The organism is Pseudomonas sp. ESBL9, assembly GCF_036668715.1.
Taxonomy (GTDB): Bacteria; Pseudomonadota; Gammaproteobacteria; order Pseudomonadales; family Pseudomonadaceae; genus Aquipseudomonas; species Aquipseudomonas lundensis.
Map to the genome: position 1 here is coordinate 592479 of NZ_JAZEVV010000001.1, position 20639 is coordinate 613117.

The following is a 20639-nucleotide window of genomic DNA, read 5'->3' on the forward strand; positions in this document are numbered from 1 at the left end:
TATTTTTCAGTTGGATGGCGTTTAGATATCAATTTGATATCATTGATAATGGCCGTCAGGGTGGCGTGCAACGTCAGGCGCGCGGTTTTAACCGATTTTTTTGCGTTATGTCGTAAGGGTAAATAAGTGTAATAGTTTAGGTGGTTAACTAAGCTATATCGCAGGCGGTCAAGTAAGTTATGTCTTTCTATTGCGGGATTAGAGTGGCTTGAGTTGTGTTTTAAGTTGTGTTTTATGTTGCTTTTTTTAACGCGAGGAGAGAGGGCTTATGTTCAGTCAATATACAGTTCGGCGGGGGCAGGAAAATTCGGATGGACTTGAAAGGCGCGGTGGCCGTGAGCGCGGGATTCGAAGTCCACGGGTGTTTGCTCCGGGTGATTTAAAACTGTTGTTACTGGCACTGATCGCCGAGCAGCCCTGTCACGGGTATGACCTGATCTTGCAGATTGAAGCGTTGTTTGACGGCGCTTACAGTCCCAGTCCCGGCGTCATTTACCCCACCCTGGCTCATCTGGAAGCAGGGCAACTGGTGGAAGTCAGCGTCCATGGCGACAAGAAGCAGTATCGGATTACCGATACCGGACGCGGGTCTTTAAGTCAGCAGACCGTGGCGCTCAATGGCGTCTGGATGCGGATTGACGTCAGCCGCCGCTCATTACGCGGCCAGGACCGGCCCGCGGAAATTCATCAGGCGATCCACAATTTGCGCCATGCCTTGCAGCTCCATCAGGGCCACTGGAGCCCCCAGGAAATCCAGCGGGTACACAACCTGCTCAACGACACGGCCAAAGCCATCGTAGACGGCGAATAACCGCAGGCTGTCGCAGGGTAAGCGGCCACGTGCGGCTGGCCTGCGGCAGTGCCCCGCACGCTGTTTCGAGCGGGCGGGTTTAGTCTCAACGGACGATGATCCTGACCGCGCGCGTTCGCATACTGCTCCCATGCCTTCGCCACCTCAGGAGCACATGTGAACAGCGCAATCTCTACCGCATTTCACACCAGTATCGACGCGGGCGTCGCTGAACTGGTGATCGACCGGCCGCCGGTCAACGCGCTCAACAGTCGCGAGTGGCGGGAACTGGCCAACACCCTGGATGCCCTTGGGCAAAACCCCGAGGTGCGGGTCATCGTGATTCGCGCCGAAGGACGGGGGTTTTGCGCGGGTGTCGACATCAAGGAACTGGACGCGCACCCGGAACTGATCGTTGACGTCAACGCAGGCAACTACGCCACGTTTAAAGCCGTACACCGCAACCCGGTGCCGGTCATCGTGGCGGTGCATGGTTTTGTCCTGGGCGGCGGGATCGGTATTACCGGCGCGGCCGACATCGTGCTGGCGTCTGAATGTGCCACGTTCGCCTTGCCTGAAGTCGACCGCGGCGCCATGGGCGGCGGGGCGCATTTGCAGCGTCTGTTTCCAGTGCAAAAGGTCCGCTACCTGTTTTTCACGGGCGACAAGATCGGCGCCGTCGAGGCGCAACAGTACGGTTTCATCGAGCGCGTGGTGCCCCGCGAGCAACTGCGTGAAACCGCCTTGCAGATCGCCCGCACCATCGCGAGCAAAAGCCCCGCCATGATCCGTATCGCCAAAGAGGCGCTCAACGGCATCGAAGACGGCAATCTGGAAGATAAATACCGCTGGGAGCAGGGGTTCACGCTGCAGGCCTACACCTGTGCGGATTCCGCTGAAACCCGCCGCGCGTTTGTCGAAAAACGCGACGCCACGTTTTGAGGTGCTGACGATGGATCTGACGTACTCCCCGCAACAAAAAGCCTTTCGCCAGGAAGTGCGGGACTGGCTCGCCGCCCATGCGCCTAAGGCGCCGCTGGCCAGCTATGACACCCGCGAAGGTTTCGAACAGCATCGGCAATGGGAAGCCACGTTGTTTGAAAACCGGCTGTCGATGGTCATGTGGCCCACGGAGCTGGGCGGGCGTGGCTGCGACTTGATCGAGTGGCTGATTTTCGAAGAAGAGTATTACGGCGCCGGAGCGCCCATGCGCGTCAACCAGAACGGCCAGTTACTGTTGGGCCCGACCCTGATGGAGTTCGGCACCGAGGCCCAGAAAAAACGCTTCCTGCCTCGCATGGCGGCCAGTGTCGACATGTGGGCGCAAGGCTGGTCGGAGCCGAACGCCGGTTCCGACATGGCCGCGATTACCAGCAAAGCCACCCGCGACGGCGAAGGGTATGTGCTGAACGGCCAGAAAACCTGGTCCACGCGCGCCATTTTTGCCGACTGGCTGTTCGGCCTGTTTCGCAGCGACCCGGCTTCGAGCCGTCACCATGGGCTGTCATTTGTCATGGTCCCGCTCAATGCACCGGGGGTGACGGTGCGCCCGATCAAGGCACTCAACGGCAAAGACGCGTTTGCAGAAGTGTTCTTTGATGACGTGCGCATCCCGCTGGAAAACCTCATCGGCGAGGAAGGGCAGGGCTGGCATGTGGCAATGGCCACTGCCGGGTTCGAACGCGGCTTGTTGTTGCGTTCCCCGGCGCGCTTTCAATACACCGCGCGAAAACTGGTGGAACTGTACCAGGCCAACCGCGCAAGCGCCGACCGCGATCCGGGCTTGGGCGAGGCCGTGTGCAAAGCCTGGATGGACGCGCAAGCCTATGCCTTGTCGGCCTATCACACGGTCGGGCGCCTGAGCCGTGGCGCGCAGATCGGCGCCGAATCGAGCACCAACAAAATCATCTGGTCGGAACTGGACCTGCGCATACACGAAACCGCGCTGCGCATTCTAGGTGCCCAGGGTGAACTGACGGGGCCCGCCAACGATGGCCATGACTGGCTCGAAGGCTTCCTGTTCGCCCAGGCCGGGCCGATCTACGCCGGAACCAACGAGATCCAGCGCAATATCATTGCCGAGCGCATGCTCGGCCTGCCGAAGTGAGGCCGGGTATGGACTTTACCTTTAGCGACGACCAACTCACCTTCCGTGAAGCCATCAGCCGGTTTCTGATGACCGAAGCCGCACCCGAGATGCTGCGCGAAATCTGGGAAACCGACGTCGGCCGTTCCCCGGACCTGCGCAACAAAATTGCCGAGCAGGGCCTGACCGCGCTGTCGGTGCCAGAAGCCTCAGGCGGTTTGGGCATGGACGATGTGGCGTGGTCCCTGATGACCCAGGAACTGGGTTACTACGCGATCCCCGACTCACTGGCCGACACGGCCTACGTGGCCTGCGCGCTGATTGCCGGGTTGCCGGCCAGCGTGTTCAAGCGCGGCGAATGGCTGGCGGGCATTGCCGACGGCAGCTTGCGGGTTTCCGTCGGCCACCCGGTTAACCCGTGGGTGGCCGACGCCGGGCATGCGGACCTGTTGCTCCTGGCCCACGGCGATGAAGTGCATGCCGTGCCGCGCTCGCTGGTCGATGTACACCACCTGACCAGCCTCGATGCCTCACGGCGTCTGGCACAGGTCAGCTGGCAACCGAGTGCCGCCACGTTGGTGGCCGAAGGCCAATTGGGCCGCACGTTATGGGCGCACACACTCAGTCGCGGCGCGTTGTCGGTGGCGGGTCAGTTGCTGGGGCTGGCCCAACGCATGCTAGACCTGTCGGTGGATTACACCGCCCAGCGCAAGCAATTCGGCAAACCCATCGGCAGCTTTCAGGCGGTCAAACATCACCTGGCCGATGTGGCCACGCAACTGGAGTTTGCCAAACCGGTGCTCTACCGCGCCGCCTATGCATTGGCGCAGGGTCAGAGCACGGCCCACGTGTGGGTCTCGCAGGCGCGCCTGGCCTGTTGCGAAGCCGCTTGGCTGGCCGCGCGTCACGGCATTCAGGTACACGGCGCCATGGGCTACACATGGGAAGTCGACCTGCAAATGTTCATGAAGCGCGCCTGGGCGCTCGACAACGCGTGGGGCGACCGCGCCCTGCATAAAGCCCGGGTGGCCGCCCATGTCCTGAGCGGCGCACCCCTGGGCCCCGGCCATACCTTCGAGGAATAAACCATGCCCCAAGCCTACATTGTGGACGCGCTGCGCACCCCGACCGGCAAGCGTAAAGGCGCGCTGGCCCATGTGCATGCCATCGACCTCGGCGCCCATGTGCTCAAGGCGCTGGTGGCGCGCAACGCGATCCCCGCCGACGAATACGATGATGTGATCTTCGGCTGTGTCGACACCATTGGATCGCAAGCCGGTGACATCGCTCGCACCAGTTGGCTGGCGGCGGGCCTGGCGATGAATGTACCGGGCACCACCATTGACCGTCAGTGCGGTTCATCGCAACAGGCCCTGCACTTTGCGGCGCAGGCGGTCATGAGTGGCACCCAGGATGTGATCGCCGTGGGCGGCGTGCAAACCATGACACAGATTCCGATTTCGTCAGCGATGCTGGCGGGCCAGCCGCTGGGTTTCAGCGACCCGTTTTCCGGCAGCAAGGGTTGGCAGGCCCGGTTTGGCAATCAGCCGGTGAACCAGTTTTATGCCGCGCAGCGGATTGCCGATCATTGGCAGCTCAGCCGCCAGCAGATGGAAGCCTATGCGCTGGAAAGTCATCGTCGTGCGTTGCAGGCGCAGGCCGACGGTCGTTTTGCCGCTCAAATCGTGCCGTGCGAAGGGTTGGTGGACGACGAAACGCCCCGGCATACCAGCCTGGCCAAAATGGCCGAGCTGGAGCCGGTGTCTGCCGAGTTTCCGTCCATTACCGCGGCGGTTTCCAGCCAGACCTGTGATGCGTCGGCCGCCCTGTTGGTGGTCTCCGAAGCCGCGCTCAAACGCTACAACCTCACCCCGCGCGCGCGTATTCATCATGTATCGGTGCTGGGCGATGACCCGATCTGGCACCTCACCGCGCCGATTGCCGCCACCCGCGCCGCGCTGAAGAAAACCGGGCTGCGCATGGACGAGATCGACCTGGTGGAAATCAACGAAGCCTTCGCCTCGGTGGTGATGGCATGGGCCCGCGAACTCGATTACGACCCGGCCCGCACCAATCCCAATGGCGGTGCCATTGCCCTCGGTCACCCGTTGGGTGCCAGCGGTGCGCGGCTGATGACCAGCCTGCTTCATCAACTGGAACACAGTGGCGGCCGCTACGGCTTGCAGACCATGTGCGAAGGCGGCGGGCAGGCCAACGTGACAATTATTGAGCGTCTTTAGGAGCAGCGAGATGGCGATTTGTGAAGGACGGACCGTGATCATTACGGGGGCGGGCGGTGGTCTGGGGCGCGCCTATGCGCTGGCGTTCGCGCAAGAAGGCGCGAATGTGGTGGTCAATGACATTCGCCACGATGCCGCCGAACAGGTGGCCGGAGAAATCCGTGAGGGCGGCGGGCAGGCCATCGCCAACGCTGACGACATCACCACCGTGGCCACGGCGCAGCGCATCGTCGACGCCGCGCTGGCCGCGTTTGGCGAGGTCCACGTGCTGGTAAACAACGCCGGGATTCTGCGTGACCGCATGTTTATCAGCCTCAGTGAAGAGGATTGGGACGCCGTGATGCGGGTCCACCTGAAGGGGCATTTTTGCCTGGCCACGATTTTGGGCAAGCGCTGGCGCGATCAGGCCAAGGCCGGGCAACCGGTGGCGGCGCGCATCATCAACACCAGCTCGGGGGCCGGTTTGCAGGGCTCAGTGGGGCAATCCAATTACAGCGCGGCCAAGGGCGGGATCGCCGCATTGACGCTGGTGCAGGCGGCGGAACTGGCGCGCTACGGCGTGACGGCCAACGCCTTGGCGCCCGCGGCCCGGACTTCGATGACCGAAAGTGCGATGCCCGAGGTGGTGAAAAAGCCCGAGGACGGAGGGTTCGATGCTTGGGCACCGGAAAACGTGGCGCCGTTGGTGGTGTGGTTGGGCAGCGCGTTGTCGGGCCATGTCACTGGGCAAATCATCGAAAGTCAGGGCGGACGCCTGTCGTTGGGCGACGGTTGGCGTACCGGGGTAACGCGCGACAAAGGGGCGCAATGGCGGCCTGAAGAAGTCGGGCACGCGCTGGATCAGATCCTTGCCGAAGCGCCCACAGCGCAACGGGTGTGGGGAAGCTGAACGATTGAAACCTGACACAAGAGAGTCACAACCATGAAACAGGCGCCTCCCTATGTTCCCGGCCATCAACTGTTGGCCGGTAAGTCCATTCTGATTACCGCCGCCGCCGGCGCAGGCATCGGCTATGCCGCCGCCAAACGCTGCGCCGAAGAAGGCTGTCGCGCCTTGATGATTTCTGACATTCATCCGCGCCGCCTCGAAGAAGCCGTTGAACGCCTTAAGGCCGAAACCGGGTTGCAGGCCGTGTTCGGTCAGCTGTGCAACGTCACCGTGGAGGCCGAGGTGCAAGCCCTGGTCGCCGCCGCCGAAGACGCGCTGGGCGGTGTTGATGTGCTGATTAACAACGCCGGGCTCGGCGGTCAGGTGCGCCTGACGGAGATGACCGATCAACAGTGGTCATCGGTGCTGGATATCACCCTGACCGGCACCATGCGCATGACTCGCGCCATGCTGCCGCACATGGAGAAACGCGGCGCCGGGGCCATTGTCAACAACGCTTCGGTACTGGGCTGGCGAGCGCAAAAAGAACAGGCGCATTACGCCGCCGCCAAAGCCGGGGTCATGGCCCTGACCCGTTGCAGCGCGCTGGAAGCGGCCGAAAGCGGGGTGCGCATCAACGCTGTGGCGCCGTCGATTGCCTTGCATGAGTTTTTAAAGAAAGCCTCCAGCAATGACTTACTGGAACAACTGGCCAGCCGCGAAGCCTTCGGCCGTGCCGCCGAAGTCTGGGAAGTGGCCAATGTCATGGTGTTTCTGGCCAGTGATTACGCCTCGTACATGGTCGGCGAAGTGTTGCCGGTCAGTTCGCAGCAAGCCTGAGGAGTTGCGCATGAGTACGCTGTTTACCAATGCGCAACAGTTGCTGGCGGCGCAGGGGCAGGATTTGGGCCGCACCGACTGGCTGCTGCTGACCCAGGCGCGCATTAACCTGTTTGCCGAAGCCACGGGCGATCACCAGTGGATTCACGTCGACCCCGAACGCGCGGCCACGGGGCCGTTCGGGGCCTGTATCGCCCACGGTTACTTGACCCTGGCGCTGGCCAATCTGTTTATGCCGCAGCTCATGCAGTTCGCCAACCTGGCCATGGGCGTGAACTACGGCAGCGACCGCTTGCGCTTCCCGGCACCCGTCAGGGTCGGCTCGCGGGTGCGCGGGCACGGTGAAATCCTGCGCGTGGAAACCCTGGGCCAAACGCTGCAAGTGGTGGTGCGCATCAGCGTCGAAATCGAGGGCAGCGATCGCCCCGGCTGCGTGGTGGACACCATCAGCCGTTACACCTTCAACCCTCTTGAACAGTGAGCCTGTGCATGAATGCCAATGATGTCGTGATCGTTTCCACTGCCCGTACGGCGCTGACCAAGTCGTTTCGCGGTTCCTTCAATGACACCGAGGCGCCTGTGCTCGGCGGCCATGTGGTGCGCGCGGTGGTCGAGCGGGCTGGGATCGAGCCGGGCGCCGTCGGGGACGTGATCATGGGCGCGGCGGCGCAGCAGGGCACCCAGGGCTACAACATCGGTCGCCTGTGCGCCTACACCGGCGGCTTGCCCGACACGGTGCCCGGTATGGCGATAGACCGCATGTGCGCGTCGGGGCTGATGAGCATCGGCATCGCTGCGAACGGCATCCTGGCGGGCGATCTTTCGATTGCTGTGGCCGGGGGCGTCGAGTCGCTGTCCCTGACGCAAAATAAATACAAAAACACCTACCGCGCGCAGTCCCAAGCGGTCATTGAGTGCATGCCGACGGCGTATATCCCGATGCTGGAAACAGCCGAGCTCGTGTCGCGCCGTTACGGCATCAGCCGCGAGGTGCAGGACGCCTATTCGCTGCAAAGCCAGCAACGCACGGCCGCCGCCCAAGCGGCAGGTCTGTTTGCTGACGAAATCGTACCGTTGGCGGCGCGCAAGCTGCTGTTTGATAAAGAAGGCCAGCCGGCCGGGCATCAGGACGTCATAGCCGACCGCGACGAATGCAATCGCCCGTCCACCACGCTGGCCGATCTGGCCGCGCTCAAACCGGTGTGGAAAGACGGCCACTGGGTGCAGCAGGGCGAGTTTGTGACGGCGGGCAACGCGTCGCAATTTTCTGACGGCGCCTCGGCAGTCCTGTTAATGAGCCGCGCCGAAGCCCGGCAGCGCGGGATTGAAGCGCTGGGCGTGTACCGCGGGATGGCCGTGAGCGGCTGTGCGCCGGAAGAAATGGGCATCGGGCCGGTCTACGCCATCCCCAAACTGCTTAAGCGCTTCGGGCTGACGGTCTCGGACATCGATCTGTGGGAAATCAACGAGGCCTTCGCCTGTCAGGTGGTGCACTGCCGAGACTTTCTGCACATTCCCAACGAGCGCCTGAACGTCAACGGCGGCGCCATTTCCATCGGGCATCCGTTTGGCATGTCGGGAGCCCGTATGGTGGGGCACGCCTTGCTGGAAGGCCGTCGTCGCGGCGCCCGGTTTGTCGTGGTGGCCATGTGCATTGGCGGCGGGATGGGCGCAGCGGGACTGTTTGAAATCATCTGAAACAGAGTCGTTTTTTAGGCTGGCAGGCCTCGCCGTGCGGGCTGCATGGCTGGCCATGAGGTCAGCCCGCGCCTGCGGGGCCGGGGCAGTTCGCCATTTACTGGCCATTTACGGTATAACCCCTCATTGCTTTATTTTGAGGTCAACCGGTGATGCAATCCCCGTCACAACGGCCCCTGTGGCAGATCTACCTGATTTTTCTGGCACCGATGGTGCTGTCCAACTTCCTGCAAGTTTTCTCCGGCACGCTCAATGGCATTTACATCGGACAGATGCTGGGGACTCAGGCGCTGGCCGCTGTGTCGGGCATGTTTCCGATTGTGTTCTTCTTTATTGCCCTGGTGGTGGGTTTAGGGGCTGGGGCATCGGTGTTGATCGGGCAGGCCTGGGGCGCGGGCGAGACGCTGATGGTGAAGAAAATCACCGGCGCCACGCTGACCCTGGGTTTAGTCATCGGCTTGGTGGCGGCGATGTTGGGCAGTCTGTTTGCGCGCCAGGCTTTGCAAGGCTTGGGCACGCCGGTGGATGTGCTGGACGATGCTGTGGCCTATGCGCGGATCACGATGTTGATCATGCCGCTACTGCTGGTTTTTATCCTGCTAACCCAGTTATTGCGGGGCGTCAGCGACACGGTGTCGCCGCTGCTGGCGCTGGTGGTGTCCACCGCCGTGGGGCTGTTGTTGACGCCCGCGCTTATTCTGGGCTGGGCCGGTTTGCCGCGCTTGGGCATTTTAAGTGCTGCCTACGCCGGGCTGGCCGGCAACGTGCTGGCCATGCTCTTTCTCGGGCTTCGCCTGCGCCACAAAAACAGCGTGATGGCGCCGGACCGTGAGCTGTGGTCCGCGCTGCGCCTTGATCGCGCCATTTTAGGCAAGGTGTTGCGCATCGGTTTGCCGACCGGTGTGCAAATGATCGTGTTATCGCTCTCGGAATTGGTGATTTTGGCGCTGGTTAACAGTCATGGTTCACAGGCCACGGCGGCCTACGGAGCGGTGACGCAGATCGTCAACTATGTGCAGTTTCCGGCATTGTCGATTGCCATTACGGCCTCGATCCTCGGCGCGCAGGCGATTGGTGCGGGCAAACTCGAACGCATCGGGCCGATCCTGCGCACAGGCCTGATGATCAACCTGTGGTTGACCGGTGCGCTGGTGCTGCTGGGCTATGTGCTCTCGCACTGGCTGCTCGGGTTGTTCATCACCGATGCCGAGGCGCGGGTACGGGCCGAACACCTGCTGCACATCATGCTCTGGAGCATCCTGTTTTTTGGTTTTCAGGCGGTGGTGGGCGGCATTATGCGCGCCAGCGGGGTGGTGCTGGTGCCAATGGGGATCACGATTTTCTGCGTGCTGGGCGTGGAATTGCCGGTGGCGTACCTGCTCGATGCGCACTATGGGCTGCAAGGGGTATGGATGGCGTTTCCGATCACTTACCTCACCATGCTGGTCCTGCAAACCGCCTACTACCGTTTGGTGTGGCGTCACAAACAGATCCAGCGCCTGATCTGATCCCTGCCTGATGCGTGGCAGTTGCCGAGCGTAACTGCCCTGCGCGCTCATTCAAACTACTCATTCCAGACAGCTAGGCCATTTGGACGATGTGCCTGTGACTGACCAGTCCGATGATCGGGGCCAGGTTCCAGCGACCTCGCCGCTGAGTTCGCCAGAGCATCCACGACTATAAAAAGAAGAGGACTGGCCGCATGCAATTCGCCCTGCTACTGCCTCGTGTGACGAGGTCTCGACCATGCGCTCGATGATCGGTTATCTGGTGTGCCTGATCGTCGCGGCCACCATCGGCTTTACCTTCGCCCCCCGCAAAGCCCTGGACGTCGCCGCCGAGCCGCTGCGCCCGGATCGCCTGCAAATCAACGGCATGCTCTACCTCGACCAGCGCGTGGTGGCGGTGGGCGAGCGCGGGACGATTTTACTCAGCGATGATCAGGGCGTGTCCTGGCAGCCCGCGACGGTCCAGCCGCAGCGCGACCTGACCCTGACGGCCGTGGTGGCACTGGCGGATGACAACTTATTGGCCGTAGGCCATGACGGCTGGATTCTGCGCTCGGCCGATCAGGGCGCTCAGTGGCAGGAGGTGCGCCACGACAGCGAGCTGGGTGAGCCGCTGCTCGGCATCTGGAGCGCTGGCGGCACGCACGTGCTGGCATTTGGCAGCTTCGGCAAGTTTTATCAGTCCGACGACGAAGGCCGCACCTGGCAAACCGCCGAATTGAGCGTGGACAGTGCCCACCTCAATGGCATGGACGGCGGGCCGGACGGTCGGCGCATGCTGGTGGGCGAACAGGGGTTGGTGATGCGCACCGACGATGCGGGCCAGCATTGGCAAACCCTGGCACCGTTCTACAACGGCTCGCTGTTTGGCGTGGTGCGCTTGAGCGCGCAACGCTGGGTGGCTTACGGCATGCGCGGCCATGTTTTTGTGACGCAGGATTTCGGTCACTCCTGGCAACAGGTGGCCGTGGGTAACAGCCTGCCGCTGTATGGGCATGCGTTATTGCCCAATGGAGAGGGTGTGCTGATCGTCGGTGCAGGCAGTTCGATGGTGCGCCTTGATGGCCAGGGCCAATTGGTCAGCGCCACACGTCTGTCGGGGCTGGGGACATTGACCTCGGCCGTGCTGGTGGGGGCCAACCGCCTGTTGGTGGGCGGCGAACGCGGAGTATTCCAGGGCACGGACAGCAGCGTTGCTGCGCGAGCTCAATGAGAGGCGCTAAATGAACGTTGCCAAGTCCACTGTCACGCGCATGGTCGAGCGCACCGCCGACCTGCTGATCCACTGGCGCAAAGCCCTGTTGGCGCTGTTTGTATTGCTGACGCTGGCGTTGGGGTACAGCGCCACGCACACCCGGCTCGATCCGGGGTTTAACAAGCAAATTCCGGTGCGCAATGAATACATGGTCAATTTCCTCAATTTCAGCCAGTACTTCACCGGCGCCAACCGCTTTTTGGTCAGCGTGCGCTGGAAGGGTGAGGGCGACATTTACAACCGCGAGTTTCTTGAAACCCTGAACAAAGTCACCGATGACGTGTTCTTCATCAATGGCGTCAGCCGCGCCAGTGTCACGTCGCTGTTCACCGCCAACGTGCGTTACATCGAAATCACCGAAGACGGTTTTTTCGGTGACGTGGTGGTGCCGCCGCGCTTTACCGGGTCGGACGATGACCTGAGCCAGGTGCGCAGCAATGTGGCGCGTTCGGGGCAAATCGGCAGGTTGGTGGCCAACGACCTCAGGTCGTCGATGGTCCGCGCCGACTTGCAAGACCTCGACCCCAAGACGGGCCAGTCGGTGTCGTATGCCGAGGTCGCTCAACGCCTGGAGGACATTCGCGGCAAATACAGCAATGACAACATTGAGATCAATATCGTCGGTTTCGCCAAGCTGGTGGGGGACGTGGTCGAGGGCCTGAACACGGTGATCGGCTTCTTTGTGATTGCCTTTGTCATCACCGGCCTGTTGCTGTGGCTGTATTCGCGCTCGTGGCGCCTGACGCTGGTGGCGCTGGTGGTGGCTCTGTTGCCGGTGGTCTGGCTGCTGGGCTTGCTGCCGCTGTTGGGGCTGGGGATCGACCCGATGTCGATTCTGGTGCCGTTCCTGATTTTCTCGATTGGCGTGTCCCACGCCGTGCAAATGACCAACGCCTGGAAACAGGACGTGTTGGCCGGAAGTTCGGCGGTTCAGGCGGCCCACAGCGCGTTTTGCAAGATTTTCATCCCCGGCTCCCTGGCGTTGCTGATGAATGCCTTGGGCTTTGGCGTGATCATGCTGATCGACATTCCCATCGTTCACGAGCTGGGGGTGACGGCTTGTATCGGCGTGATGTTGATGATCATCACCAACAAACTGATGCTGCCGATCATCCTGTCGTACCTGAGCCTTGAGCGCAGTGCGCTGCGCCAGGGCCTGCAGGCCCGTGGCAAACATGCGCTGTGGTGGCGGCTGTCGGCCCTGGCCGAACCGCGCCCGGCGATGGCGGTGTTTGCGGTGAGCCTGATGCTATTGGGCATCGGCGCCTATAAAGCCCGGGACCTGGCGGTAGGCGATATCGGCCTCGGCGCGCCGGAACTGCGGGCGGATTCGCGCTACAACCAGGACAACCAGAAGATCATCAGCAGTTATTCCATCGGTCTGGACGTGATGTCGGTGTTCGTGCAGGTCAAGGGCATTGACGAAGGGTGCCTGGCGCCCGAAGTGATGCGCGCTGTGGAGTCGTTTGACTTCCAGATTCGCAGCGTGCCGGGCGTGCAGTCGGTGCAGAGCGTGGCGGGCATGAGTAAAAACGTGATTGCCGGTAATAACGAAGGCAACCCGCGTTGGTCGGCGATCCCCGGTTCCGAGCGCGGCTTGAGCCAGGGCGCCCGCGCGTACATGCCGGACGACGGTTTGGTGACCGAAGGCTGCCAGCGCATGCAGATCCTGGTGTTTCTGACCGACCACGAGGGCGCCACTGTGAGCCATGTGGTCGACGAAACCAAACGCATCATCGCCAGCGTGCAGGGCCCACACGTCGAGTTCTTGCTGGCGGGGGGCAATGTCGGGGTGATGGCGGCCTCCAACGACGCGGTCAAGCAGGCCGAAGTGGTGATGCTGGCGGCGCTGTTTGGCTCGGTGGCGCTGTTTTGCTGGCTGACGTTCGGCTCGTTCCGCGCGGTATTGTGCATTCTGGTGCCGCTGGCGATTGTGGCTATTCTGTGTAATGCGCTGATGGCCACGCTGGGCATCGGCCTGAAAGTCGCCACCTTGCCGGTGATGGCACTGGGGGTCGGGGTCGGGGTCGATTACGGCATTTACCTGTATGAGCGCATCCAGCATGAAATGGCCGACGGCAAGGACCTGCGCACCGCCTTTTATGAAGCCATGTGCCAGCGCGGAACGGCGGCGGTGTTCACGGCACTGACCATGTCCATCGGCGTGTGTACCTGGGCGTTTGCCCCCTTGAAGTTCCAGGCCGACATGGGCGTGCTGTTGTCGTTCATGTTTCTGGTCAACGTGCTGGGCGCGATCTTCCTGCTCCCGGCGCTGGCGGCCTGGTTCAACCTCGGACGGCCGCTGGTGAAGGTCAAACAGCGTGCCAAAGAAGGCGCGTGCGGGCATTACCCGCTCAAACCCAGCGTCGCTGCCAAAGACATCACAAATCGATGAAACAAAGCCTATGGCGTGATTGCACAGTGTTCGGCGTTGACCCCACACTGAGCCGGCTTTGCAAGGTGTTACGGATTACCTGACAGGCGCTCGCGCGCGTGTCGACTGGCAACAATAACAATAAAAAAGGGCAGGTCTCGAACCGCGCCCATTGCGAGGAAACGTCCATGGATACAGTGACCCTGAACCCGCAGACCCTGGCCGACCTGGGGCTCGAATTGAACGATTACGATCATATGGTCGGCAGCTTTTATGACGGCGCCCTGGACCCCAAAGTCATGGGCCGCACCTTGTGCGCCGTGCGCATGATGTTCAAGGCCAACTACGCCACGCTGATCCTGCGCGTGCCGGACCAGCCTGACCTCGGCCTGATGATCGTGGCGGGGGACATTGAAGGCGAAGGCGAGCTCACGTATCAGACCTACCCGCAAACCAACACACCGTTTACCGGTCAGGCGCTGGATCAGGTATTCACGGTCGAAGACTTGATGAGCGAGGCCGACTGGGTGGCGTCGGCGTATTTCAAGGCGTACTGCGGGCCGCAAAACGTGTACCACGTGATGGGGGCCGATATCTCGACGCCCGATGGCGGCAAACTGCGTTTTCGCATCACCCGGCCTAAATCTTCCCCCGCGTTTTCAGCCTCTGAACGCGCGTTGTGCAGCATGTTTTTGCCGCATTTGCGCCGCGCCCTGCACATGCACAACCTGCTGGACCGCAGCGAGTCCATCAGCGAGCTGTATTCCCAGGCCATCAGCCGCTTGTCCGTGGCCACCATCGTGCTGGATGAGACCGGCAAAGTGCTGCGCCTGAACCCGGTTGCCGAAGAAATCCTCAGCAGCGCTGATGGCCTGAAGCTGGTGGGCGGGCGTCTGGAGGCCACCTACCCGAGTGACAACCGCGAGTTGCAGCGGCTCGTCAAACACGCGTTCAGCGCTGAAGTGCGCGAGGGCGGGGTCACCGCGGACGCCATGTCCGTCACCCGGCCATCGGGACAGGTCAGCCTTGGGGTGGTGGTCGAGGCGATCCCGTCGCTGGAATGGGCCGAGGGCAAAAGCAAGCCCGCCGCTGTGGTGTACATCCGCGACGCTGTGGGCAAGTCGCTGGCCAGCGAAGTGGTGACCAAGCAACTGTTCAACCTGACCAAGGCCGAAACGGCACTGGCGATGGAGTTGGCCAATGGTTTGTCGCTGGAAGAAGCCGCCGAAAACCTCAACATCCGGCGCAACACTGCCCGGGCTCACCTGCGCTCGATCTTTTCCAAGACCGGCGTGCGACGCCAGACCGAACTGGTGAGGATTCTGCTGAACAGCGTGGTCGCGCTGGGAAAGCCCAAGTGCGCCTTGCGAACGCCTGAAAAGGTGCTGGTGCCCGCCCCGCAATTGGCCCCGAAACCGCCTCGGCCCCTTCGCCAGACGGCCTAAGCGGCTGATGTATTCGCGAGCTGACGGCGAGGTGTGATATCGCCGTCGGCTCAATACCCATCAGGCCGCCAAGGGCCTGCACTTAACGAGGAAAACCCTATGCCAGTTACAGCTGTCAGCGGTTCTGCATCCGGGATCGGCGCGGCCGTGTGTGAGGTGTTGCGCGCAGCCGGTCATCGCATCATCGGGATTGATCGCGCCCAGGCCGACGTGATCGCCGACTTGTCCAGCACAGCAGGCAGGCAAGGCGCGGTGGCGCAGGTGTTGGAGCAGTGCGAGGGCGTGCTGGACGGGCTGGTGTGTTGCGCCGGGCTGGGGGTGACCGCGTCATCTAGCAGCCTGGTGCTGGCGGTCAATTATTTTGGCGTCAGTGAGTTGCTTGACGGGTTGACCGAGGCGCTGTCAAAAGGCACGCAACCGGCCGCGCTGGTGATCGGTTCGGTGGCTGCAACCCACGCCGGCGCTGAGCAACAACCGATGGTGGCCGCCCTGTTGGCAGGGGAGGAAGCGCAGGCGCTGGCGTTGGCCGATGCCCTGGCTCAGCCGCACATCGCGTATGCGGGCTCCAAATACGCCGTCACCTGCGATGCGCGGCGCAAAGCGGTGCAATGGGCCGCCCAGGGCATCCGCCTGAATGTGATCGCCCCCGGCGCTGTCGAGACGCCGCTGCACCAAGCCGCCAAGGACGATGCCCGCTTCGGTCAGGCTGTGCGCGACTTTGTGGCGCCGCTGGGGCGTGCGGGCGACCCAGCCGAAATCGCGCAGGCCGTGGCCTTTTTGCAATCGCCGCAGGCCAGTTTCATCACCGGCAGCGTGCTGTTTGTCGATGGCGGGATGGATGCCAAGGCGCGTCCACAACGGTTTTAAACCCAAGGAATTGCCATGAATAAAGTCGCATTTGTGACCGGTGCCAGCCGTGGCATCGGGCGTGAAACCGCGTTGGCGTTTGCCCGTGCCGGGTTTGATTTGGCCATCAGCGCCCGCAGCGTGGAAGAAGGTGAGCGCCACACCCATGGGTTGTCAAACCCCGACGGCACGCCGTTGCCGGGCAGTCTGAACGGCACCGCCGAGGCGATCCGCGCGCTGGGTCGCAAGGCGCTGGTGGTCCCCATGGATTTGCTCGACAGCGCGTCGGTACTGGCTGCCAGCAAGGCGGTGTTTGCTGAATACGGCCGGGTGGATGTGCTGATCAATAACGCCATTTATCAGGGCAGCGATTTGAACGCAGCCTTTATGGCGCTGGACCCGACGACCCTTGAACGGGTGTTTCAAGGGTATGTGATGACGCCCTTTTTGCTGACCCGCGCCGTGGTCGACGGGATGCTGGAGCAGGGCGGCGGGGTGGTGATTAACGTGACCTCCGGTGCAGGCGAAAGCGACCCGCCCGTGGCGGCGGGCAAGGGCGGTTGGGGCTATGCCTATGGCGCGGGCAAGGCGGTGGTCTCAAGGCTGTCGGGGATTTTATCGGTGGAGCTGGGGGAGCAGGGCATCCGCGCCTATACGCTCAATCCGGGGGTGGTCACCACAGACGCCTTGCGGGCCACCATTGGCGACAAGGGTGTGATCGCCCTGCGGGCGGGGTCAGCGCCGCCCCAGGTGCCCGCGGCGGTGATGCTGTGGCTGGCCACCGATCCTGCGGCGGTGGATCATCAGCGCAAGACCATTCATTGCCAGCCTTTTGCACGTGAGCATGCGATTGTGCAGTGGTAGCCAAAGGTCGGGGTGAGGGGCGGCTTCTAGTCCATCTGAACGATGAACCCGCGCCTGCCCTGGTTGAAGATCATCGGGCAGGTCCCGTGGCCTTTAACCGGAGGAATAATAAAAATGACTAAGCTCGCAGAAATCCACGTCGAAAATGCCCTGTCGCCGCGCTTCGGACGGGGGTGGCATTGCCTGGGTGAAGCGGACGAGTTCCGTGATGGCAAGCTGCATACGTTGAACATTTTCGGCACCCGGCTACTGGCTTTTTCCACTGCGTCAGGGGCGATCAGCGTGCTCGACGCGCACTGCCCGCACATGGGCGCGGACTTGTCCCAAGGCACGATTGAGAACGACCGCATCGTCTGCCCGTTCCATCATTGGCAATACGACGCCAGCGGCAAGTGCGTGGAAATCCCTTACTGCAAGCGCATCCCGCCCAAAGCCAAAACCCGCGCCTGGCAAACCTGTGAAGTCAACAAGCTGCTGTTCGTGTGGAACAACCCCGAAGGCAAGCCGCCCGCCGAAGACGTGGTGATCCCGCACTTGCCCGAGATGGACAGTGACGAGTGGCTGCACAGCTGGCACATGGACAAACTGATCATCAACACCCAGCCACGCGAGCTGGTCGATAACCTGGTGGACGCACAGCATTTCGGCCCAGTACACGGCACACCGACCAAGTACTTTCACAACGTTTTTCAGGGCCATATCGCCCAGCAGATTTTCCATGGCGACTCCGAGCGCCTGGGCGGTGATCTGGTCGCCGAATCGGCGTACTACGGCCCGGCCACGCACTTTACCCGCATGCGCGCCATGTTCGACGGTCAAGAGATCAAGTCCATCCTGCTCAACTGTCACGTGCCGATCGGCCCCAACAGTTTCGAATTGCGCTTTGGCTGCATGGTGAAAAAAGTGCCGGGCTGGAGTGACGCGCAAAACGAAGCGCTGGCCATCGATTACGTGCAGCGCAACCGCGACTCGTTCTATCAGGACGTGGACATCTGGACCCACAAGATTCGCGTCAACAACCCGGTGCTGGCGGAAGGCGACGGCCCCGTGTACCAGCTGCGCGAGTGGTATCAGCAGTTCTTCACCGATGAGGCCAGCATCCCGGCCAGCATGGCCGAGTGCCGCGAGTTCACCACGGTGGATAATCGCTGATCAACACTGGCTTTTTGATCCACGCTGCTTAAGATGGCCCACAGTTAAACACCATCAGGCTTGGATCAAGGCCAATGTTGAACAAAGACACCATCGCCATTCAGTTGGTGCGCGAAGCGCTGTTGCAAAGCTGCGCTTCGCCGCTCGTCATGCAGGATGTGTTGCGCACCGTGGGGGTTGATCCGGCGCTGCTGGAAGACGCCGAAGGCCGCGTGCCTGCCCACACCTATGCGCGCATGTGGCGCTTGCTGGCGCAGCGTCTGGACGATGAATTTTTTGGCATGGACCCGCGCAAGCTGCGCGCCGGAAGCCTGGCGTTCATGTGCCGTGCGGCCATGGCACAGCCCACGCTGGTGCAGGGCCTGGAGCTGGTGCTGGGCTTTTTGTCGTTGATGCTCGAACGCCTGCCCGCCACGTTGGTGCGGCGCCAGAGCCTGGCCGAGATTGTCTTGCACGAGCCTGACGACAACCCGGCGCGGGCCTTCACCTACTTTACGTACTGGATGATTGTGCACGGGGTGGCGTGCTGGCTGGTCGGGCGGCGGATTCCGATCCTGGCCATCGAGCTGCGGTGTGCGCCGCCTGAGCATGGCGACGATTACGCGGTGATGTTTTCAGAGAATTTGCGTTTCGGGCGCCCGCGCACGCGGATGATTTTCGCGGCCGATTGCCTGGATGCGCCGATCAAGCGCACTGAGGGCGAACTGCAGCGTTTTTTGGCGCAGGCACCGGCCAATATTCTGGTCAAGTACCGCGACCCGCAAAGCCTGGCCAGTCAGATCAAGCACAGTTTGCGACAACTGCCTGCTGCGCAGTGGCCTGAGACTGAAGGCCTGGCGCACACGCTGTGCATGTCAGCCTCGACGTTACGCCGCCGTCTGGCCGAAGAAGGGCAGACGTATCAGGGGCTCAAGGACGGGGTACGCAAGGAGTTGGCCATCGGCTGGCTGGCCGAGCCTGAATTGAGTTTTGCCGACATCGCCTCCCACCTCGGGTTTGCCGACACCAGTTCGTTCTACAAAGCGTTTCGCAAATGGTCGGGGACCAACCCGGGGCATTACCGCAGCCTGATTCTGGGCGTCAATTGAACAGGCTTGCCGCAGTGACCGCGGCAGGCCTGTTCAACACAGTCAGTTGGCGGTCGAGCCGAGACCGGCCGTGGTCCGGGTTCGTCCTTCCAGCCGACGTTTCAGCCCTCGGGGTTCGATGATCAGTCTTGAGCCGCTGGCCGCGTTGGCCCGCGCCCACTCCTCCAGCAGTTCCAGGCAGGCATGGTCGATGTAACTGAGGTTGCCCAGTGGCACGTGCACGATCGAACCCGCAGGCACCCGGCCCAAGGTGCGCGTCAGCGCGGGGACTTTGAGGAAGGTCGCCGCGCCCGACAAGCGCAGCTCCATCTCATGCGGGGCCGATAACGGGGTGAGGCTGATTTTCAGGCGCGCCGCTTTCCAGGCCAGCTTGACCAGCGTCAGGGCAAAGCCCACCAGCACGCCCGTCAGCAAGTCGGTGAAGATGATCGTCAGTGCCGTGGCGGCATAGGTCAACATTGGCATGCGGCCATAACGGGCCAGGCCGCGAAAGGCTTTGACGTCCACCAGCTTGATCCCGGTATAGACCAGCACACCCGCGAGGCTTGCCACCGGGATGCGTTGCAGCACGCTGGACAGCAACACCACGAACGCCAGTAGCCATGCGCCGTGCAACATGGCCGACAGCCGCGTGGTGGCGCCGGCCTGAACGTTGGCCGAACTGCGCACGATCACCCCGGTCATCGGCAATGCCCCGAACAGGCCGCACAGCATGTTGCCGACGCCCTGAGCGCTGAGCTCCTTGTCAAAGTCCGAGCGCTGGCCGTTGTGCATGCGATCCACTGCTGCTGCCGATAACAGGGTTTCGGCACTGGCAATGAAGGCGACCGTGAAGGCAGCTAGCAGCAGGGTCGGGTCAGCCAGATTGAGCAGGTCGGCGGGGCGCAGCCAGTCGATGGCATCGGCCAGGTTGTCCGGCACCTCGACCCGTTTGACCGACAGCTCCAGCAGCAGGCTGATCCCGGTGGTCAGGCCGACGCCCAGCAACGCGCCGGGGACAAATCGCAAACGCTGCGGGCGGCATTTGTCCCACAACGCCATCACCACAATGGTCCCCAGCCCCAATGATCCGGCTTGCCAACCGAGGCCGCCGCCCAGCGTCGGCAGCGCCGCCAGCAACGCGTGCGGAAAGCCCGTCAGGTTCGCCAGCCCTGAGGGCTGCGGCGCGCCGTCGAGCATCACATGCAGTTGGGATAACACGATCAACACGCCAATCCCGGCGAGCATGCCATACACCACGGCCGGGGCGGTGACGCGGAACCAGCAGCCCAGCCGCAAACGCCCGGCCAGTAATTGCAAGAGGCCAGCCAGGAGCAGGATCGGCCCCAGCATGGCCATGCCGTGTTGGCGCACGATTTCAAAGACCAGCACCGCCAATCCGGCGGCCGGGCCGCTGACCTGTAATGGCGAGCCCGCCATCCAGCCCACCACCAGCCCGCCAATGATGCCGGTAATCAAGCCTTTGGCGGGCGGCATGCCGGAGGCGATGGCAATGCCCATGCACAGAGGCAGGGCCACCAGAAACACCACCACCGAGGCCATCAACTCGCGGGGCAAGATTTTTCTTAAGTGTTCAGCACGCATG

Annotated in this window: 18 protein-coding genes; 17 read left to right on the top strand and 1 reads right to left on the bottom strand. The window is 62.3% G+C overall.

Annotation, left to right across the window (positions count from 1 at the left end):
* Positions 1-268: 268 nt before the first annotated feature.
* From V6F78_RS02545 to V6F78_RS02625, 17 genes are all read left to right on the top strand, one after another.
* Positions 269-811 (top strand): PadR family transcriptional regulator, encoded by a 543-nt coding sequence (locus V6F78_RS02545; protein WP_047277146.1) that lies wholly within the window; start codon positions 269-271, stop codon positions 809-811.
* Between the two features lie 168 nt (positions 812-979).
* On the top strand, positions 980-1732 hold the full coding sequence (locus V6F78_RS02550; protein WP_047274965.1) for an enoyl-CoA hydratase family protein: 753 nt from the start codon (positions 980-982) through the stop codon (positions 1730-1732).
* 10 nt (positions 1733-1742) lie between these two features.
* Positions 1743-2897 carry an acyl-CoA dehydrogenase family protein gene (locus V6F78_RS02555; protein ID WP_047291390.1) on the top strand — a complete coding sequence of 385 codons (1155 nt, stop codon included), beginning with the start codon at positions 1743-1745 and terminating at the stop codon, positions 2895-2897.
* 8 nt (positions 2898-2905) lie between these two features.
* Positions 2906-3961: an acyl-CoA dehydrogenase family protein gene (locus tag V6F78_RS02560; protein ID WP_047291392.1), complete on the top strand. Its 1056-nt coding sequence runs from the start codon at positions 2906-2908 to the stop codon at positions 3959-3961.
* A 3-nt stretch (positions 3962-3964) separates the two neighbouring features.
* Positions 3965-5116 carry an acetyl-CoA C-acetyltransferase gene (locus V6F78_RS02565; RefSeq protein ID WP_332726567.1) on the top strand — a complete coding sequence of 384 codons (1152 nt, stop codon included), beginning with the start codon at positions 3965-3967 and terminating at the stop codon, positions 5114-5116.
* A 10-nt stretch (positions 5117-5126) separates the two neighbouring features.
* Positions 5127-6005 carry an SDR family oxidoreductase gene (locus V6F78_RS02570; protein ID WP_047274802.1) on the top strand — a complete coding sequence of 293 codons (879 nt, stop codon included), beginning with the start codon at positions 5127-5129 and terminating at the stop codon, positions 6003-6005.
* 33 nt (positions 6006-6038) lie between these two features.
* Positions 6039-6824: an SDR family oxidoreductase gene (locus tag V6F78_RS02575; RefSeq protein WP_047291396.1), complete on the top strand. Its 786-nt coding sequence runs from the start codon at positions 6039-6041 to the stop codon at positions 6822-6824.
* Between the two features lie 10 nt (positions 6825-6834).
* A complete protein-coding gene (locus tag V6F78_RS02580) occupies positions 6835-7305 on the top strand; it encodes a MaoC family dehydratase (RefSeq protein WP_095008338.1) in 471 nt (156 codons plus the stop codon).
* Between the two features lie 8 nt (positions 7306-7313).
* A complete protein-coding gene (locus V6F78_RS02585) occupies positions 7314-8522 on the top strand; it encodes an acetyl-CoA C-acyltransferase (protein ID WP_094990809.1) in 1209 nt (402 codons plus the stop codon).
* A gap of 152 nt (positions 8523-8674) precedes the next feature.
* On the top strand, positions 8675-10030 hold the full coding sequence (locus V6F78_RS02590) for an MATE family efflux transporter (protein ID WP_047291401.1): 1356 nt from the start codon (positions 8675-8677) through the stop codon (positions 10028-10030).
* 238 nt (positions 10031-10268) lie between these two features.
* A complete protein-coding gene (locus V6F78_RS02595; protein WP_332726568.1) occupies positions 10269-11243 on the top strand; it encodes a WD40/YVTN/BNR-like repeat-containing protein in 975 nt (324 codons plus the stop codon).
* A gap of 10 nt (positions 11244-11253) precedes the next feature.
* Positions 11254-13680 (top strand): efflux RND transporter permease subunit, encoded by a 2427-nt coding sequence (locus tag V6F78_RS02600; RefSeq protein ID WP_047291403.1) that lies wholly within the window; start codon positions 11254-11256, stop codon positions 13678-13680.
* 167 nt (positions 13681-13847) lie between these two features.
* Positions 13848-15104, top strand: a complete 1257-nt coding sequence (locus V6F78_RS02605; protein WP_047291404.1) for a helix-turn-helix transcriptional regulator — start codon at positions 13848-13850, stop codon at positions 15102-15104.
* A gap of 99 nt (positions 15105-15203) precedes the next feature.
* On the top strand, positions 15204-15971 hold the full coding sequence (locus V6F78_RS02610) for an SDR family oxidoreductase (protein ID WP_332726570.1): 768 nt from the start codon (positions 15204-15206) through the stop codon (positions 15969-15971).
* A 15-nt stretch (positions 15972-15986) separates the two neighbouring features.
* Positions 15987-16814 (top strand): SDR family NAD(P)-dependent oxidoreductase, encoded by an 828-nt coding sequence (locus tag V6F78_RS02615; RefSeq protein ID WP_047291406.1) that lies wholly within the window; start codon positions 15987-15989, stop codon positions 16812-16814.
* Between the two features lie 114 nt (positions 16815-16928).
* Positions 16929-17966, top strand: a complete 1038-nt coding sequence (locus V6F78_RS02620; RefSeq protein WP_047274783.1) for a Rieske 2Fe-2S domain-containing protein — start codon at positions 16929-16931, stop codon at positions 17964-17966.
* Positions 17967-18040: 74 nt separating this feature from the next.
* Positions 18041-19054, top strand: a complete 1014-nt coding sequence (locus tag V6F78_RS02625) for an AraC family transcriptional regulator (RefSeq protein ID WP_047280574.1) — start codon at positions 18041-18043, stop codon at positions 19052-19054.
* 42 nt (positions 19055-19096) lie between these two features.
* Here V6F78_RS02625 and V6F78_RS02630 read toward each other — a convergent pair whose 3' ends face one another.
* Entirely contained in the window at positions 19097-20638 is a 1542-nt protein-coding gene (locus tag V6F78_RS02630) for a SulP family inorganic anion transporter (protein ID WP_332726572.1), read from the bottom strand.
* Between the last annotated feature and the right edge of the window lies 1 nt (position 20639).

Bases quoted from the DNA above. Each gene is read 5' to 3' on its own strand.
- V6F78_RS02595 (WP_332726568.1), top strand. From the start codon at position 10,269: ATGCGCTCGATGATCGGTTATCTGGTGTGCCTGATCGTCGCGGCCACC.
- V6F78_RS02615 (WP_047291406.1), top strand. From the start codon at position 15,987: ATGAATAAAGTCGCATTTGTGACCGGTGCCAGCCGTGGCATCGGGCGT.
- V6F78_RS02565 (WP_332726567.1), top strand. From the start codon at position 3,965: ATGCCCCAAGCCTACATTGTGGACGCGCTGCGCACCCCGACCGGCAAG.
- V6F78_RS02560 (WP_047291392.1), top strand. From the start codon at position 2,906: ATGGACTTTACCTTTAGCGACGACCAACTCACCTTCCGTGAAGCCATC.
- V6F78_RS02585 (WP_094990809.1), top strand. From the start codon at position 7,314: ATGAATGCCAATGATGTCGTGATCGTTTCCACTGCCCGTACGGCGCTG.
- V6F78_RS02600 (WP_047291403.1), top strand. From the start codon at position 11,254: ATGAACGTTGCCAAGTCCACTGTCACGCGCATGGTCGAGCGCACCGCC.
- V6F78_RS02570 (WP_047274802.1), top strand. From the start codon at position 5,127: ATGGCGATTTGTGAAGGACGGACCGTGATCATTACGGGGGCGGGCGGT.
- V6F78_RS02620 (WP_047274783.1), top strand. From the start codon at position 16,929: ATGACTAAGCTCGCAGAAATCCACGTCGAAAATGCCCTGTCGCCGCGC.
- V6F78_RS02605 (WP_047291404.1), top strand. From the start codon at position 13,848: ATGGATACAGTGACCCTGAACCCGCAGACCCTGGCCGACCTGGGGCTC.
- V6F78_RS02590 (WP_047291401.1), top strand. From the start codon at position 8,675: ATGCAATCCCCGTCACAACGGCCCCTGTGGCAGATCTACCTGATTTTT.
- V6F78_RS02545 (WP_047277146.1), top strand. From the start codon at position 269: ATGTTCAGTCAATATACAGTTCGGCGGGGGCAGGAAAATTCGGATGGA.
- V6F78_RS02610 (WP_332726570.1), top strand. From the start codon at position 15,204: ATGCCAGTTACAGCTGTCAGCGGTTCTGCATCCGGGATCGGCGCGGCC.
- V6F78_RS02555 (WP_047291390.1), top strand. From the start codon at position 1,743: ATGGATCTGACGTACTCCCCGCAACAAAAAGCCTTTCGCCAGGAAGTG.
- V6F78_RS02575 (WP_047291396.1), top strand. From the start codon at position 6,039: ATGAAACAGGCGCCTCCCTATGTTCCCGGCCATCAACTGTTGGCCGGT.
- V6F78_RS02630 (WP_332726572.1), bottom strand. From the start codon at position 20,638: ATGCGTGCTGAACACTTAAGAAAAATCTTGCCCCGCGAGTTGATGGCC.
- V6F78_RS02625 (WP_047280574.1), top strand. From the start codon at position 18,041: ATGTTGAACAAAGACACCATCGCCATTCAGTTGGTGCGCGAAGCGCTG.
- V6F78_RS02580 (WP_095008338.1), top strand. From the start codon at position 6,835: ATGAGTACGCTGTTTACCAATGCGCAACAGTTGCTGGCGGCGCAGGGG.